Here is a 16,246-nt window from a genome sequence, read left to right on the forward strand (position 1 = left end):
GCCCCAGGGGACGGTGCGGGGGCAGCGTGTGGGCCGGCGCCTGCCGGCCGTGCTGCGGAAGGGTCTAGCTCTCGCCTCCCGCATTCCCAGTCGTGCCGGCGTTCACGTCGAGCAGGCGGTACTTCTCGAACGCCTGGCGCGGCGCGTCGGCGTCGACCTCGCCGCGGCGGGCGAGCATCTGCAGCGCCCGCACCACAACGGAGTGCGCGTCGATCTTGAAGAACCGCCGCGCGGCCGCACGGGTGTCCGAGAAGCCGAAGCCGTCGGCGCCGAGCACGGCGTAGTCGCCCGGGACGAACTGGCGGATCTGGTCCGGGACCGACTTGTTGTAGTCCGTGACCGCCACGACCGGTCCGGACGTGGCCGCGAGCTGCCGGGTCACGAACGGGGTGGGCGCCTCGAGCTCGGGGTGCAGGAAGGCCTGCTCCTCGGCGGCGAGGCCATCCCGGCGCAGCTCGCTCCAGCTCGTCACGCTCCACACGTCCGCGGCCACGCCCCAGTCCTCCGCGAGGATCCGCTGCGCCTCGAGCGCCCACGGCACCGCGACGCCGGAGGCGAGCAGCTGCGTGCGGGGGGCGTCGGCGGCGAGGCCGGCGACGGCGTCGGACGTCAGGCGGTGCATGCCCTTCAGCAGCGCGTCGACGTCGAGGCCCTCCGGCTCGGCCGGCTGGACGATCGGCTCGTTGTAGACCGTGAGGTAGTACATGACGTTCGGGTCAGGATGCTCCCCGCCGTACATGCGCTCGAGCCCGGCCTTGACGATGTGCCCGATCTCGTACCCGTAGGCCGGGTCGTAGGTGACGACGGCCGGGTTGGTGGCGGCGAGCAGGGGGGAGTGCCCGTCGGCATGCTGGAGGCCCTCGCCGGTGAGCGTGGTGCGGCCGGCGGTGGCGCCGATGACGAACCCGCGGGCCATCTGGTCCGCCGCTGCCCAGAAGGCGTCGCCGGTGCGCTGGAAGCCGAACATCGAGTAGAAGACGTAGACGGGCACGAGCGGCTCGCCGTGGGTCGCATAGGCGGTGCCGGCCGCGGTGAACGCCGCGACGGCGCCGGCCTCGTTGATGCCGGGGTGGATGAGCTGCCCGGCCGGGGACTCCTTGTAGGCCAGGACGAGGTCACGGTCCACCGAGAGGTAGTTCTGGCCCTTGGGGTTGTAGATCTTCGCCGTGGGGAAGAACGCGTCCATGCCGAAGGTCCGGCTCTCGTCGGGGACGATCGGGACGATCCGCTGGCCGAAGTCCGCATCGCGCATGATGTCCTTGAGCAGGCGCACGAAGGACATCGTGGTGGCCGCCTGCTGCTTGCCCGAGCCGCGCTTGGCGATCGCGTACGCCTTCTCAGCGGGAAGGGGCACGGCGCGGTGCTCCTTGCGCCGCTCGGGGACCGGGCCGCCGAGGTCGGCACGCCGGGCGAGGAGGTAGCGGATCTCCGGGGCGTCGAAGCCCGGGTGGTAGTACGGGGGCTCGTACGGGTTGGCCTCGAGCTGCTCGTCCGAGATGGGGATGCGCAGGTAATCGCGGAAGTCCTTGAGGTCTCCCAGGGTCATCTTCTTCATCTGGTGGGTCGCGTTGCGGCCCTCGAAGTGCGGGCCCAGGCCGTAGCCCTTGACGGTCTTCGCCAGGATCACCGTGGGCTTGCCCTTGAACTCGGTGGCCGCCTGGTAGGCCGCAAAGACCTTGTGGTAGTCGTGGCCGCCGCGCTTGAGGTTCCAGATCTGCTCGTCCGTGTAGTCGGCGACGAGCTCCTTGGTCTCCGGGGTCCTGCCGAAGAAGTGGTCCCGGACGAAGGCCCCGTTCTCGGCCTTGAAGGTCTGGTAGTCGCCGTCGGGGGTCTCGTTCATGAGCTTCACGAGGTTCCCCTCGGTGTCCTTCGACAGCAGCGAGTCCCACTCGCGGCCCCAGACCACCTTGATGACGTTCCAGCCGGCGCCGCGGAAGAACGCCTCGAGCTCCTGCATGACCTTGCCGTTGCCGCGCACCGGCCCGTCGAGGCGCTGGAGGTTGCAGTTGACCACGAACGTGAGGTTGTCCAGGTTCTCGTTCGCGGCGAGCTGGAGCAGTCCGCGGGACTCGGGCTCGTCCATCTCCCCGTCGCCGAGGAAGGCCCACACGTGCTGGTCCGAGGTGTCCTTGATGCCCCGGTGATGCAGGTACCGGTTCGACTGGGCCTGGTAGATCGCGTTCATGGGGCCGATGCCCATGGATACGGTCGGGAACTCCCAGAAGGCCGGCATGAGGCGGGGGTGCGGGTAGGAGGAGAGGGCGTGGCCCTCCTTGGACTTCTCCTGGCGGAACCCGTCGAGGTCCTCCTCAGTGAGGCGGCCCTCCATGAACGCCCGGGCGTACATGCCGGGGGAGGCATGGCCCTGGAAGAAGACCTGGTCCCCGCCGCCGGGGTGGTCCTTGCCGCGGAAGAAGTGGTTGAAGCCGACCTCGTACAGCGTGGCCGCGCCGGCGTAGGTCGAGATGTGGCCGCCGACCCCGATGCCGGGGCGCTGGGCCCGGTGGACCATGATCGCGGCGTTCCAGCGCATGTACGCGCGGTAGCGGCGCTCGACCTCCTCCTCGCCCGGGTACTCGGGCTCCTGGTCGGCGGGGATCGAGTTGATGTAGTCCGTGGTGTGGACCATGGGCACGCCGACGCTCTGCGCGCCCGCCCGCTGCAGGATGTTCTTGACCATGAACTGGGCCCGTTCGGTGCCCCGCTCTGCCACGAGCGAGTCGAAGGACTCGATCCACTCGGCGGTCTCCTCCGGGTCGCGGTCCACGGCGGCCCCGGCGCCGCCGAGGAACTGCTGGGTAGGCTCTGACGTGAGCACGGCCAACCTCCTTCTGCGCGCGTTGGTGCCGCGCGTCGAGCGTCGGCGGGACATCCCCGCCGCTCCTCCGCCCGATGGCTATATTCCATATAGCGGAAGAGAAATACTGTAATGTGAAACTAGCGTGGCCTGTGGACGTGACGCACGTCAAGTCCGTGACGGAATGGAGGCAGCAATGAGCAAGCGCGAAGCACCCGGCGTCGCCGTGGTGACCGGTGCCGGCAGCGGGATCGGCCGGGCCGTGGCCCGCCGGCTCCTCGCCGACGGGTGGAGCGTGGCCCTTGCGGGCCGGCGGCGGGCGCAGCTGGAGGAGACGGCGGGTGCGGCCCCGGCCGCGCTCGTGGTGCCCTGCGATGTCACCGTGCCGGCCGACGTCGAGCGGCTCTTCGCGGAGGCTGTCGAGGCGCTCGGGCGGGTGGACGTGCTGTTCAACAACGCCGGGACGTTCGGCCCCTCCGGCGACGTCGGCGAGATCGACCCCGCGGCATGGGAGTCCACGGTGGCCGTGAACCTCACCGGGAGCTTCCTGTGCGCGGCCGCGGCATTCCGGGCCATGAAGGCGCAGGAGCCGCGGGGCGGCAGGATCATCAACAACGGCTCGATCTCGGCGCACTCGCCGCGGCCGCGCTCCGTCGCCTACACGGCCACGAAGCACGCCATCACGGGCCTGACCAAGAGCATCGAGCTCGATGGGCGGCAGTGGGGGATCACGTGCGGGCAGATCGACATCGGCAACACCCGCACTGAGCTCGTAGAGCAGCTCAACTACACGGTGGGTGTCGGCGAGGGCGCCCTCCAGGCGGACGGCTCGCGCCTGGTCGAGCCCACCTTCGCCGTCGAGGAGGCCGCGGCGGCCGTGGCCTTCATGGCCTCGCTCCCGGCGGAGGCCACCGTCGGCAGCCTGCTCATCACCGCCGCGGGCATGCCCTTCGTGGGGCGGGGGTAGCTACGCGAGCGGCAGGAACTCGCTCAGGTCCGTCCTGATCCCGGAGGCCGTGAGCCGGCCGGAGGCCACGGCCCCGGGCCACCCGAGCGTGCCCGTGGCCAGGGCGAGCCACGTCTCGGCATCCGTCTCGACCACGTTCGGGGGCGTCCCGCGCGTGTGCCGTGGACCCTCGACGCACTGCGCCACCCCGAACGGCGGCACGCGCACCTCGACCGAGTTCCCGGGGGCCCGCTCCGAGAGTTCCTCGAGCAGGTAGCGCACGGCCGTGGCGGTCGTCTGCCGGTCCACGGCGCCACGGACGACGCCGGCCCGGCCGCCGTCCGCCGCGGCCTCGCCCGAGGGGGTCCCCCCGGCAGCGGCCTGGCCCCGGTGCGCGGCGAGCCAGGCAGCGACTGCGGCGCGGCCGGCGTCGTGCGCGATCCTGCGGCGGACAGCCATGGCGGCCTCCCTCAGTCCAGCAGCGCCGAGACGGCGCGCCCCAGCCGGATGCGGCCCACTTGGCGTCCACCGCCCAGCACCGGGTCGACCACCCGCTCGAGGACCCGGGCCACCTCGGGGACGTCCACGGCGTCGGCCGCTGCGAGCATCGTCAGGCCCACGAGGGTCGTGGCGCGGACGTTGCCGTCGAGGACCTTCACGGCCGCCGTGGCGCCCTGCGGGGTGGCGAGCACGAGGAGGCCCTCGGCGCCGACCTTGGCGAGGATCCCCAGCTCCTCCATGACGATCGTGTTCTCCTTGTCATGGCCCTGGACCGCCCACGGGTAGTCGAGCATCGAGGTGGCGATGGTGGCGGCGCGGGCGTTGGCGGCGTCATCCCCGGGCGACTTCGCGAGCCGCGAGTAGGCCTGGGCGAGCCCGCGCAGGGACAGCGCGGCCACCGGGGCCCCGCAGCCGTCGATCCCGAGGTGCGCGATGGGCTCCTCGGCGTACTCCTCGATCGTGGTCCGCACACGCTGCTGGAGCGGGTGGTTCGGCTCGAGGTAGCTGCGCCGGTCCCACCCGTTCTCCACGCAGGCCCACAGGAAGGCCGCATGCTTGCCGGAGCAGTTGTACGCGAGCTTCCGCCGGCCCTGGCCCGAGCGGACCAGCCAGGCCCGGGCGTTCTCGTCCGCCGGCCACTCGGCCGGGCAGCCCAGATCCGCCTCGCCCAGGCCCGCGGCGTGGAGCATCCCCTCGACCACGTCCATGTGGTCCAGCGAACCCGTGTGGGAGGCGCACGCGAGGGCCACCTGGGTGCCCCGCAGCGGCACGCCGGCCTGCATGGACGCGAGCGCCTGGAACGGCTTGAGCGTGGAGCGGGCGAGCACGGGCGTGCGGATGTCCCCGAGCTCGGTGACCACGGAGCCGTCGCCGGAGAGCACCACGGCCGAGCCGAGGTGGCGGGACTCGATGAAGCCGCTGCGCTCGATCACAGCGAGCTCGACGGCGTCGTCCGCGGTGAAGGTTGCGTGGGCCATGGCCTCAGTCTAGGTGGGCGGGGCCGGGTTGCCGGGGACGCCCGGGTGCGCCGCGCACGGGCTGGCCGATACCCTTGGGGCGTGAAGGTTCTCGTGATCGGCCCCGGTGGCCGCGAACACGCCATCGTCCGCTCCCTCATCGCCGATCCGGCCGTCTCCGAGGTGCACGCCGCGCCCGGCAACGCCGGAATCGCCCAGATCGTCCCGACCCATCCGGTCAACGCGAACGATCCGGACGCGGTCACGGCCCTCGCGCGGACCCTCGCGGCGGACCTCGTCGTGGTGGGCCCCGAGGCGCCCCTCGCCGCGGGCGTCTCCGACGCCGTCCGGGCCGCCGGGATCCCCGTGTTCGGCCCCAGCCGGGCCGCCGCCCAGCTCGAGGCCTCCAAGGCCTTCGCGAAGCAGGTCATGGCGGAGGCCGGCGTCCCCACCGCGATGGCGCGGGTGGCCGTCAACCCCGGTGAGGCCGCCGACGCGCTGGATGCCTTCGGGGCGCCCTACGTGGTCAAGGACGACGGGCTCGCGGCCGGCAAGGGCGTGGTGGTCACCTCGGACCGCAGCGAGGCCCTCGCCCACGCCCAGGCCTGCTTCGAGGCCGGCGGCACCGTGGTCATCGAGGAGTACCTCGACGGCCCCGAGGTCTCCCTCTTCGTCCTCTCCGACGGCCACACCGTGGTCCCGCTCGCCCCCGCCCAGGACTTCAAGCGCATCTTCGACGGCGACGAGGGCCCCAACACCGGCGGCATGGGCGCCTACAGCCCGCTCGAGTGGGCCCCCGCCGGGCTCGTCGAGGAAGTCGTCGAGCGCGTCGCCCAGCCCACCATCGACGAGATGGCCAAGCGCGGCACCCCGTTCGTGGGCGTGCTCTACTGCGGCCTGGCCCTCACCTCCCGCGGCACCCGCGTCATCGAGTTCAACGCCCGGTTCGGCGATCCGGAGACGCAGGCCGTGCTCGCCCGGCTCAGGACGCCGCTCGGCGGCCTGCTGCTGGCCGCCGCCACCGGCCAGCTCGAGACGGCCGGGGACCTGCGCTGGGCGCCCGAGACCGCCGTCGCCGTCGTCCTCGCGTCGCACAACTACCCCGGGACCCCACGCACCGGCGACCGCATCCGCGGGCTGAAGAAGGCGGAGAAGCTCGAGGGCATCCACGTCCTGCACGCCGGCACCGCGGTCGACGAGGACGGCAAGGTGGTCTCCGCCGGCGGCCGCGTGCTCGCGGTCGTGGCCCTCCGCGAGGGACTGGCCCAGGCACGCGAGCTGGCCTACGAGGGCATGGGCCTCATCAGGCTCGAGGGCGGGCAGTACCGCCGCGACATCGCGGCAAAGGCAGCACGCGGGGAGATCAGCGTGCCTGGGGTGCGCAACGGCGCCGGAACGGGAGCAGAGCGATGAGCATCGACAAGGCAGGGTTCTCCGCCGAGGTCCTCGAGCTGCCGGGCTGGAGGCACATCTACTCCGGCAAGGTCCGGGACCTGTACGAGCCCGTCGACGGGCCGGCGGACCAGGTGCTCGTCGTCGCGAGCGACCGGATCTCCGCCTACGACTACGTCCTCGCGAGCACCATCCCGGACAAGGGCCGGATCCTCACCCAGCTGAGCCTGTGGTGGTTCGAGCAGCTCAACGTGCCCAACCACGTGGTGGCCGCGACGGTGGACGACGGCGTTCCCGCCGAGGTCGCCGGGCGCGCCATGGTCTGCCGCAGGCTCGAGATGTACCCGGTCGAGTGCATTGCCCGCGGCTACCTCACGGGCTCCGGCCTGGCCGAGTACCGGGAGTCCGGAACGGTGTGCGAGATCCCGCTGCCTCCGGGCCTGGTTGACGGCTCGCGCCTTCACGAGCCGGTCTTCACGCCCTCGGCCAAGGCCGAGTTCGGCGAGCACGATGTGAACATCACGTATGAGGACGTCACGGGCATGGTCGGCGACGAGGCCGCGGCGCAGCTGCGCGACCTCACGCTCGAGATCTACCGGGAGGCCGAGCGGATCGCCCGCGAGCGGGGGATCATCCTCGCGGACACCAAGGTCGAGTTCGGCGTCGACCCGACCACCGGGTACATCACCCTCGGCGACGAGGTGCTCACCCCGGACTCCTCGCGCTTCTGGGACGCGGCCACCTGGGAGCCGGGGCACGCGCAGCCCTCGTTCGACAAGCAGTTCGTGCGCGACTGGCTCACGTCCCCGGAGTCCGGCTGGGACCGTGCCTCGGGGCAGGAGCCGCCGGCCCTGCCGGCAGAGGTCGTCGAGCGCACCCGGGACCGCTACGTCGAGGCGTACGAGCGGCTCACCGGCCGCGCCTTCAGCTGACGCCGTCCCTCTCGGCGGCCTTGGCCCCGGCCGAGGACTCCTTCGCGGCGCGCTGAGTGGCGAGCCGGATCTCGAGGATCGCGTCCATAACCTGCTGGACCTTGTCCGAGGCCCCGGCGTAGCTGAACTGCTCACGGGCGTCGGCGAGGAGTTCGAGGGCCTCGTCGTTGCGGCCCAGCGCCTTGAGCGCCCGGCCGTAGAGGAGGGCGACCTCCCCGGCGGTGTGGCGGCCGAGCACCGCCTTCTCGGCGTGGATGGTGCGCAGGAGCTCGATGGCCTCCGGGATCTGGCCGTTGAGGTACAGCCACCGGGCACGGATGAAGCTCACTTCGAGCTGCTCCGAGCGAGAGCCGCCCACGATGCTCAGGGCCAGCTCGGCGCGCTCGATCGCCGCGAGGGTCTCGGGCTCGATGATGCCGCCCGAGAGCCGCACGGCCGCCGAGGCCTTGTTGAAGCGGGCCCAGAGCTCGATGTCGTTGGCGGGGGAGAGGAGCTTGGCGGCCCGCTCGTGGTGCTTGACGCCCTCGGCGTAGTCGGCGCGCATGAACGCGACGTTGCCGATCACCCACTCGATCTCGCCCGCGAGCTGGCCCATGGACTCCTCGTCGACGAGGGTCTCGAGGATGCGGCACTGCTCCCAGGCCTCGTCGAGCTTCCCGCTCTCCGCGAGGGCGCCGATGAGCGCGCGCAGGGCGCCGATGTAGATCGTGGACCCCGCGGGGAGCTGGGACGCGAGCCGCACCGCCTCCCGAGCGTGCTCCACCGCCGTGCTGAGCTGTCCGAGCCCGTGGCAGACCGCCGCGAGCATCTGGCGCGCGCGTACCGCGAGGCCGGCCGACTCGGCGACGATGGGATGCTCGAGGAGGTGCTGGACGATCCGCTGGCACTCCGCCAGCTCGCCCTGCTTCATGAGGCACTCGGCCTGCATGTAGGTCATGTTCCACCACGCGCTGTTGTTCTTGCCGTCGAGGGCGAACTGCGCCGCCGTCGCGGCGTGGGTCGCGGCCTGCGCGTAGTCGCGGAGGTCCCAGGCCTGCCGCGCGTAGAGTCCCGCGAGCACGTACTCCGCGTCGTTGGCGCTCACGGGCTGGCTCCAGGCCTCGAGGGCCTTCGGGGCGAGCTGCAGCCTGCGCGCCAGCTCCTGGATCACTTCTGCGGTGGGCTCGCGCCGCCCGGTCTCGAGCAGCGAGATGTAGCTGGGCGAGTAGAGGTCCTTGCCGAGTTCGGCCTGAGTGAGTCCGCGCTCCAGTCGCTCGGCACGCAGCTTCTCGCCGAATCCACTCCCCACGATGACCTCCTGGCCCGGCCCGGAACCTCGTGAACCGGAGCGCGATTGTCTTTAATATCCATCATGGGCCGTCAAGAGGGCGACGGTATTCCTTGACAGGCAATGTGGGAGATATTTTACTGGGAATGTCAATCATGACAAAGCACGCTCTGCCCAGTTAGACGCACCCTGTCCCACCTTCCAACGGGACTAAAGACAAAGGACAAGCTCATGCTGAAGAAACTGATTGCGGCCCTCGCACTTGGCGGCGCGCTCGCAGTGTCCGGGGTTGCCGGCGCCCCGACAGCGATCGGCAACTGGCCGGATCCCATGAAGTCGACGGCGATCGGCAACTGGCCCGACCCGATGAAGTCGACGGCGATCGGCAACTGGCCCGACCCGATGAAGGCCACCGCGATCGGCAACTGGCCCGACCCGATGTCGGTCACCGGCAGCAGCCTCTGAGCGGACGCGGCGCAGCCGCCTCACGCTGACCCGGCCCGTCAGCCCAGTACACCTGTGGGGGAGTGCTGACGCCAGTCGGAGAGTGCCCCGGACTCCGGTCCGGGGCACTTCTGCGTCCGCGGGCGCGGCGCCGGGGCCTTCCTTCCCTTCCACGGCCGCCTCGGGGTCCGGGAGAATACCCCCGTGAGCGTCACCCCGCGCCTTCCCGCCGGGCCGCCGCGCCCGGGCATGCCCGGCCCCTCGGCCCCCGTGGGTCTCTCCGACGCGGACGTCGCGGAGCTGAGGGCCCGCTACGGCCCCAACAGCCTGCCGCGCGAGCGGGTGCGCCCCTGGTGGGCGCGGCTCGGCGCTGAGCTCGCGCACTTCTTCGCCCTCATGCTGTGGACGGCCGCCATCCTCGCGTTCGTCGCGGGGATGCCGCAGCTCGGCTGGGCGATCGCCGCGGTGGTCGTCATCAACGGGCTGTTCGCCTTCGTCCAGGAGGCCCGTGCGGAGCGGGCGTCGGGCAAGCTGCGCGACCTGCTGCCGAGCAACGTCCAGGTCCGGCGCGGCGGCCGGACCACCGTGGTCGGTGCCGTCGAGCTGGTCCCCGGGGACATCGTCCTGCTCGCCGCAGGCGACCGCGTGCCCGCGGACCTCGAGATCCTCCACGCGTCCGGGCTGTCCCTCGACGAGTCCATGCTCACCGGGGAGAGCCTGCCCGTGGTCAGGGAGGCGGGCACGGCGGCGACCGGCGGCACCTTCGTCGCCACGGGAGAGGCCGTCGGGCGCGTCAGCGCGACCGGGGTGTCCACGCGGCTGGCCGAGATCGCGCGCCTGACCACCCGGGCCGAGTCGCCGCCCAGCCCGCTCGACCTCGAGCTCACGCGCGTCGTGAAGGTGATCGCCATGGTCTCCGTGACGGTCGGCGCGGTGTTCTTCGTGATCTCGTTCCTCATCGGCAATCCCCTCGCGGGGGCCTTCCTGTTCGCGATCGGGGTCACCGTGGCCCTGGTCCCCGAGGGGCTCCTGCCCACCGTCACGCTCTCCCTGGCCATGGGTGCCCAGCGCATGAGCAGACGCCACGCGCTCGTGCGCAACCTTCAGGCCGTCGAGACGCTGGGCTCCACGACGTTCATCTGCACCGACAAGACCGGGACCCTCACGCAGAACCGGATGAGCGCCGTCGAGGTGTGGACCCCGCAGGGCTCTGTCCGCCTCGAGGGGCGCGGGTACGAGCCCGAGGCCGCGGTCGCGGGCACTCCGCCCGCGGTCGCGGCGGCTTCGCGCCTCGCCGCCGGCTCCCGGGCCGCCTCCCAGGGGGACATCGAGGAGCACGACGGCGAGTGGCGCGCCGTCGGCGATCCGATGGAGGGCGCCCTCGCGGCGCTCGACCGCAGGCTCGGCGGGGCAGCAGAGGGCCCTGCGGCGCTGGCCGGCTTCGCGTTCGACGAGGAGCGCAAACGGCAGAGCGCGGTCCTCCCCGCCGGCGAGGGCGGGAGGACGGAGCTGTGGGTCAAGGGCGCCCCGGAGACGCTCCTTGACCTGTGCGTGGGCGACGGCTCGCCCGGCGCCGGGCCCGGCGGAGAGGGGGCGTGGCTGGACCGGGCACGCCGGACGCTCGCGGAGCTGGCCGCGCGGGGCCTGAGGGTGCTGGCGGTCGCGTCGCGTGAGCTCACGGCCGCCGAGGCGGCCGCCGCGGCGCGCGGCGAGGCGGACGCCGTCGTCCTCGAGCGCGAGCTCGTGCTGCGCGGCCTGATCGGCCTGCACGACCCGCCGCGCCCCGCCGTCGCCGACGCGATCCGGCAGGCGCGCGAGGCCGGGATCCGGGTCGCGATGGTCACGGGGGACCACCCCATGACGGCCGCGGCGATCGCCCGGGAGATCGGGCTGATCGGGCGCGGCACGGGGACCGAGGCGGTGCTGGAGGGGGCCGCGCTCCCGGAAGATCTCCAGGTGCTCGGCGCGCTCCTGGACCGGGACGGGGTGGTGATCTCGCGGGTCACTCCGGAACAGAAGCTCCGCGTCGCGCACGCCCTGCAGGGCCGGGGCCACTGCGTCGCCATGACGGGCGACGGCGTCAACGACGGTCCTGCACTCGAGGCCGCCGACATCGGGGTGGCGATGGGGCGCAGCGGCACCGACGTGGCGCGGAACGCGGCCGACCTCGTCCTGCTCGACGACAACTTCGCGACGATCATCGTGGCGGTGGAGCAGGGCCGGGCGACCTACGCGAACATCCGGCGCTTCCTGACCTACCACCTCACGGACAACGTGGCCGAGCTGACCCCGTTCGTGGTGTGGGCCCTGTCCGCGGGGCACTTCCCGCTGGCCCTCGGCGTGCTGCAGATCCTCTGCCTCGACATCGGCACGGACCTGCTGCCGGCCCTCGCACTCGGCGGGGAGAGCCCGAGTGCGGGCGTCCTCAGGCGCCCGCCGGAGCGGCGCCACCTCATGGACGCGAGCCTGCTGTTCCGGGTGTTCGCGGTGCTGGGGCCGGCCGAGGTCGTGGTCGAGATGGCGGCATTCACCACGGTGCTCTGGCTCGCGGGCTGGCGCCCCGGCGGTGCCTTCCCCGACCCCGCGACGGTCGCCGCGGCCTCCGGGGCGGCTTTCACGGCGGTGGTGCTCGGCCAGCTGGCCAATGCCTACGCCTGCCGCAGCGCCAGCCGGCCGGCCTGGCGCCTGCCGTGGGGGACCAACCGCATGCTGCTCGGCGCCATCGCCGCCGAACTCGTGCTGCTCGCGGTCTTCCTCTTCATCGGGCCGGTGGCCGCACTGCTGGGCCAGGCACCGCCGCCCCTCGAGGGCCTGGCCGTCGCCGCCTTCGCGATCCCGGGCGTGCTGGCCGGGGACGCGTTCCACAAGACGCTCCGGCACCGCTGGGGCGCCGGGAGGACGCACCCGGTCCTCCCGCACCACTGAGGCGCCCTCTGCGGAGGGCCCGCACGGGAGGGCGCACGACGCGGCGGCGCACGACAAAGGCCCCACGGCTCATGCCGTGGGGCCTTCACATGGTCGGGATGACAGGATTTGAACCTGCGACCTCTTCGTCCCGAACGAAGCGCGCTACCAAGCTGCGCTACATCCCGATCCGTCACCCGAGTCTCCCCGAAGCAACTCATCCAGAGTACCCGATCAGGGGGCGAAGATGAAATCGGAGACGGCCCTCCTCCCGCGCGGCGCGAGCTAGACGAGGGAGTCCCGCCACGCTCCGTGGAGGGCCGCGAATCGCCCTCCGCCGGCGAGGAGCTCGGCCGGGGAGCCGTCCTCGACGATGCGCCCGCCGTCCACCACGAGCACGCGGTCCGCGTTCTCCACGGTCGAGAGCCGGTGGGCGATGATCACGGCGGTCCGGCCCGCCTCCTGGCCCGGGCCCGAGCCCAGCAGCCTGGCGAGCCCGGACTGCACGAGCCGCTCGGACGGGATGTCGAGGGAACTCGTCGCCTCGTCCAGGATCAGCACGGACGGGTTCGCCAGCACGGCCCGCGCGAAGGAGATGAGCTGGCGCTGCCCGGCCGAGACCCGGCCGCCGCGTTTGGTGACGTCAGTGTCGTAGCCGTCGGGCAGCGCCGCGATGAACTCGTGGGCCCCCACCGCGCGGGCCGCTGCCTCGATCTCCTCCCGCGCGGCATCCGGCCGCCCGAGCGCGATGTTGTCAGCGACCGAGCCCGAGAACAGGTAGGCCTCCTGCGTCACCATGACGACCGCACGCCGCAGGTCCCGCGTCGAGAGCCGCCGGAGGTCCACGCCGTCGAGCGTCACCGCCCCCGAGGTGGGGTCGTAGAACCGGGCCAAGAGCTTGGCGATCGTCGACTTCCCCGCGCCGGTCGCCCCGACGAGCGCCACCGTCTGCCCTGCGGGGATCCGCAGGGTGAACTCCGGGAGGATCTCGGGCCCCGAGCCGTAGGAGAAGGAGACCGCCTCGAAGGCGACCGCGCCGCGGGCGTGCGGCAGGGGCACCGGATCCTGCGGCGGCCGCACGCTGGGGACCTCCTCGAGCAGGCCGGAGACCTTCTCGAGGGCCGCCTGCGCGCTCTGGAAGGAGTTGTAGAACATGGCCATCTGCTCGAGCGGTGAGAAGAACCGCTTGGTCGAGAGCACCACGGCGAGCAGGACGCCCACGGCGAGGCCGCCGTCGAGCACGCGGAACGCCGCGACGAGCAGGATCACGGCCACGGTCACGTTGCCGATGAGCACCAGGCCGGGCTGGAAGACGCCGTTGAGCATCACCGAACGCTGGGTGGCGGCGGCGTAGTCGTCGGCCAGGCGGCCGTACTCGGCGCTGTTGGCGCGCTCCTTCCGGAAGGCCTTGACCGCGCGGATGCCCGTCATGGTCTCGACGAAGTGCACGATCAGCCGCGCCGAGACGACCCGGGAGGAGCGGTAGGCCCGCTGGGAGCGCACCTGGTACCAGCGGGCGAGGAAGAGCATGGGGACCGCGGCGGCGAGCATGATGAGCCCCGACGGCCAGTCGAGCGCGAAGACCGTGATCGCGGTGAAGGCCATGAACAGCAGGCCGGAGGCGAGCGAGCTGATGCCCGAGTCGAGCAGCTCGCGCAGCGCCTCGAGGTCCGAGGTCTGCCGCGAGATGATGCGCCCGGACGTGTAGGTCTCGTGGAAGTCCAGGCTCAGCCGCTGCGTGTGCCGGAAGACCCACACGCGCAGGTCCAGGAGCATGGCCTGGCTCAGCTTCGCGGTCGAGGTCACGTAGCCGGCCGTGAGCACGCCGGTGACGAGCGCCGCCGCGACGTACCCGGCGCCGGCGAGCCACATCTGCGCCGGGTCGCCGGAGGCGAGGGCGGGCAGCGCGCGGTCGATCCCGAAGGCGATGATCGCCGGGCCCGCCGCGCGGGATGCCTGCGAGACGACGACCATCGCGAGGGTCGCCCACAGGCGCCCGCGCACGGGCCGGACGAGGTCCCCGAGGAGCCTGAGCGAACGACGGCGGACGGCGCGGCTCGCCTCCCGCGTGAGGTCCACCGCGTCCTCGCCGCGGGTCCCCTGGCCGCCCTGGTCCCGCACCGGTTCGCCGGGCTGCGCCGGGCGGGGGGAGGTGCGGTGGGTGCGGCTCATCGGGCCTCCTCGGAGAAGACGGTGTCCAGATCCGGTTCCTCGTCCCGGTCCAGGTCCCGCGGCTCCCCGGGCAGGCTCGCGATGACCCAGCGGTAGTGGTCGCTGCGGGCGAGCAGCTCGGCATGCGTGCCCACGTCCTCGACCACGCCGTGGCGCAGGAGTGCCACGCGGTCCGCGAGGGCCACGGTCGAGGGGCGGTGGGCCACGATGAGCGTGGTCGTGTGGGCGAGTGCCGCGCGCAGGCCCTCGGACACGCGCTCCTCGGTGGCGACGTCCAGGGCCGAGAGCGGATCGTCGAGGACCAGCACGGACGGCTGCGCCGCGATCGCGCGCGCCAGGGCGATGCGCTGGCGCTGCCCGCCCGAGAGGCTCAGGCCCTCCTCGCCGATGCGGGTGGCGAGGCCGTCCGGGAGCGAGTACGCGAACTGGGCCTGGGCGACCTCGAGGGCCTCGGCCAGCACGGCGTCCGCCTCCGGGCTGTCTTGGACGGGGGCGCCGAGGAGCACGTTCTCCCGCACCGAGGAGGAGAACAGGGTGGTGTCCTCGAACGCGACGGCGACGAGCCGTCGCAGTTCGGCCAGCGGGAGGTCCCGGACGTCCACGCCGTCGACCTCCACGGCGCCCGCGCCGACGTCGTAGAGCCGCGGCACGAGCTGGAGCAGCGTGCTCTTGCCGGAGCCCGTCGCGCCCACGAGCGCCATCGTCTCCCCGGGCCGCACCTGCAGGTCCACCCCGCGCAGGACCTCCGACGCTGGGCCGGCGGCGCGCGGCGGTCGGCCGGCGTCGGGCGCGCCGGGGGCTCCGAAGGAGAAGCGGACGCCGCGGAAGGCCAGCTCGCCGCGGGGGGTGCTGAGGTGGCGCGGGTGCTCCGGGTCGGCCACGGTGTTCGTGGCATCCATGACCTCGAAGTGCCGGTCCACGGCAGTCTTCGCCGTGAGCGCCATGCCCACGAGCATGCCGCTGGCCTCGACCGGCTGCGCGACCGCCGCGGCCGTCGCGAAGAAGGCGGCGAGCGAGCCGATGCTCAGGTGCCCGGCGGCAGTGAGCCAGATGCCGGTGACGAGGCCCGTGCCGAGCGCGAGTTCGGGCAGCAGGGTCACGACGAGGCTGAACAGGGCCTGGTGCCGGGCCTTGGCCACCTCGGTCTCGCGCAGGTGCCGCGCCTGCTCGGTGAAGCCCTCGAGCGCCTCGCGGGCGCGGCCGAAGGCCTTGAGGACGCGGATGCCGTGCACTGATTCCTCGACCGCGGTCGCGAGGTCGCCGGCCTGGTCCTGGCTGCGCCGGGTGGCGAGCGAGAAGCGGCGGCGGAAGATCGCCCCGTAGACCATGATCGGCACGGCGGCCGCGAGGAAGATCAGCGCGAGCTGCCACGAGAGCGTGAACAGCAGGACCACGCCGAGGGCCACCGTGCTGATCGAGACCACGAGGAAGATCGCGCCGAAGGCGAGCCACCGCCGCAGGAACCCCAGGTCCGCGACGGAGCGCGAGAGCAGCTGCCCCGAGCCCCACCGGTCGTGGAACGAGACGGGCAGGTCCTGGAGGTGGTCGTACATCGAGGTGCGCAGCTGCCGCTCGAGCGTGATGCTCGGCTCGATCACGAGGACGCGGCGCAGGTAGATCATCGTCGCCTCGAGCACCCCGAGGACGAGCACGACGCCGGCCGCTCCCCACACTGCCGCGGGCTGGGTGCCGCTGCGGAGCAGCTCGTCGATCACGAGCCGCAGCACCTGCGGGACGGCGAGGGCAAGTGCCGAGGCGGCCAGGGCGACGACGAGGCCCATCACGAGGCGCGGCACGATGGGGCGCACGATCGGGCCGAGACGCCCGATGGAGGCCCAGTACGGGCTCTGCTGCGGGATCGGTGCCGTGGGGTCAACAGGGGCGCGCTGTGGCATGCCGGGGTTCACACACCTGGGGGAGAAGTAGTTAGCTGTG

The 16,246-nt window shown here is 72.5% G+C and carries 11 protein-coding genes and 1 tRNA gene; 5 read left to right on the forward strand and 7 right to left on the reverse strand.

What is annotated here, in order from left to right:
* Nucleotides 1-64 precede the first annotated feature (64 nt).
* Nucleotides 65-2,872: a pyruvate dehydrogenase (acetyl-transferring), homodimeric type gene (gene aceE, locus ACYVKZ_RS18570; RefSeq protein ID WP_460993700.1), complete on the reverse strand. Its 2,808-nt coding sequence runs from the start codon at nt 2,870-2,872 to the stop codon at nt 65-67.
* Between the two features lie 121 nt (nt 2,873-2,993).
* Here aceE and ACYVKZ_RS18575 point away from each other — a divergent pair, with 121 nt between their 5' ends.
* Nucleotides 2,994-3,764: an SDR family oxidoreductase gene (locus ACYVKZ_RS18575; protein ID WP_460993701.1), complete on the forward strand. Its 771-nt coding sequence runs from the start codon at nt 2,994-2,996 to the stop codon at nt 3,762-3,764.
* Here ACYVKZ_RS18575 and ACYVKZ_RS18580 read toward each other — a convergent pair whose 3' ends face one another.
* Complete coding sequence (locus tag ACYVKZ_RS18580; protein WP_460993702.1) at nt 3,765-4,202, reverse strand: sterol carrier family protein; 438 nt, start codon at nt 4,200-4,202, stop codon at nt 3,765-3,767.
* 11 nt (nt 4,203-4,213) lie between these two features.
* On the reverse strand, nt 4,214-5,221 hold the full coding sequence (locus ACYVKZ_RS18585; protein ID WP_460993703.1) for an asparaginase: 1,008 nt from the start codon (nt 5,219-5,221) through the stop codon (nt 4,214-4,216).
* Nucleotides 5,222-5,302: 81 nt separating this feature from the next.
* On the opposite strand from ACYVKZ_RS18585, the gene purD reads away from it, so the two are divergent.
* Complete coding sequence (gene purD / locus ACYVKZ_RS18590) at nt 5,303-6,613, forward strand: phosphoribosylamine--glycine ligase (protein ID WP_460993704.1); 1,311 nt, start codon at nt 5,303-5,305, stop codon at nt 6,611-6,613.
* Nucleotides 6,610-7,524: a phosphoribosylaminoimidazolesuccinocarboxamide synthase gene (locus ACYVKZ_RS18595; protein ID WP_460993705.1), complete on the forward strand. Its 915-nt coding sequence runs from the start codon at nt 6,610-6,612 to the stop codon at nt 7,522-7,524. The genes purD and ACYVKZ_RS18595 overlap by 4 nt, the downstream gene beginning before the upstream one ends.
* Here ACYVKZ_RS18595 and ACYVKZ_RS18600 read toward each other — a convergent pair.
* Nucleotides 7,517-8,812 carry a helix-turn-helix domain-containing protein gene (locus ACYVKZ_RS18600; RefSeq protein ID WP_460993706.1) on the reverse strand — a complete coding sequence of 432 codons (1,296 nt, stop codon included), beginning with the start codon at nt 8,810-8,812 and terminating at the stop codon, nt 7,517-7,519. The genes ACYVKZ_RS18595 and ACYVKZ_RS18600 overlap by 8 nt on opposite strands.
* 210 nt (nt 8,813-9,022) lie before the next feature.
* Between ACYVKZ_RS18600 and ACYVKZ_RS18605 the strand changes: the two genes are divergently transcribed.
* On the forward strand, nt 9,023-9,256 hold the full coding sequence (locus ACYVKZ_RS18605) for a hypothetical protein (protein ID WP_460993707.1): 234 nt from the start codon (nt 9,023-9,025) through the stop codon (nt 9,254-9,256).
* Between the two features lie 228 nt (nt 9,257-9,484).
* Nucleotides 9,485-12,160: a cation-translocating P-type ATPase gene (locus ACYVKZ_RS18610; protein WP_460993899.1), complete on the forward strand. Its 2,676-nt coding sequence runs from the start codon at nt 9,485-9,487 to the stop codon at nt 12,158-12,160.
* 90 nt (nt 12,161-12,250) lie between these two features.
* Here the strand turns inward: ACYVKZ_RS18610 and ACYVKZ_RS18615 are convergent.
* From ACYVKZ_RS18615 to ACYVKZ_RS18625, 3 genes are all read right to left on the reverse strand, one after another.
* A tRNA-Pro gene (locus ACYVKZ_RS18615) sits at nt 12,251-12,327 on the reverse strand.
* A 97-nt stretch (nt 12,328-12,424) separates the two neighbouring features.
* The gene (locus tag ACYVKZ_RS18620) at nt 12,425-14,311 is read right to left on the reverse strand and encodes an ABC transporter ATP-binding protein (RefSeq protein ID WP_460993708.1); all 1,887 of its coding nucleotides are present in this window, start codon (nt 14,309-14,311) and stop codon (nt 12,425-12,427) included.
* Complete coding sequence (locus ACYVKZ_RS18625) at nt 14,308-16,170, reverse strand: ABC transporter ATP-binding protein (protein WP_460993901.1); 1,863 nt, start codon at nt 16,168-16,170, stop codon at nt 14,308-14,310. The genes ACYVKZ_RS18620 and ACYVKZ_RS18625 overlap by 4 nt, the downstream gene beginning before the upstream one ends.
* Between the last annotated feature and the right edge of the window lie 76 nt (nt 16,171-16,246).

This window comes from Sinomonas soli, assembly GCF_054782415.1.

Excerpts from the sequence above, each read along its gene's own strand:
- aceE (WP_460993700.1), bottom strand. The coding sequence starts at position 2,872 with ATGTCCCGCCGACGCTCGACGCGCGGCACCAACGCGCGCAGAAGGAGG.
- ACYVKZ_RS18575 (WP_460993701.1), top strand. The coding sequence starts at position 2,994 with ATGAGCAAGCGCGAAGCACCCGGCGTCGCCGTGGTGACCGGTGCCGGC.
- ACYVKZ_RS18580 (WP_460993702.1), bottom strand. The coding sequence starts at position 4,202 with ATGGCTGTCCGCCGCAGGATCGCGCACGACGCCGGCCGCGCCGCAGTC.
- ACYVKZ_RS18585 (WP_460993703.1), bottom strand. The coding sequence starts at position 5,221 with ATGGCCCACGCAACCTTCACCGCGGACGACGCCGTCGAGCTCGCTGTG.
- ACYVKZ_RS18595 (WP_460993705.1), top strand. The coding sequence starts at position 6,610 with ATGAGCATCGACAAGGCAGGGTTCTCCGCCGAGGTCCTCGAGCTGCCG.
- ACYVKZ_RS18605 (WP_460993707.1), top strand. The coding sequence starts at position 9,023 with ATGCTGAAGAAACTGATTGCGGCCCTCGCACTTGGCGGCGCGCTCGCA.
- ACYVKZ_RS18610 (WP_460993899.1), top strand. The coding sequence starts at position 9,485 with ATGCCCGGCCCCTCGGCCCCCGTGGGTCTCTCCGACGCGGACGTCGCG.
- ACYVKZ_RS18620 (WP_460993708.1), bottom strand. The coding sequence starts at position 14,311 with ATGAGCCGCACCCACCGCACCTCCCCCCGCCCGGCGCAGCCCGGCGAA.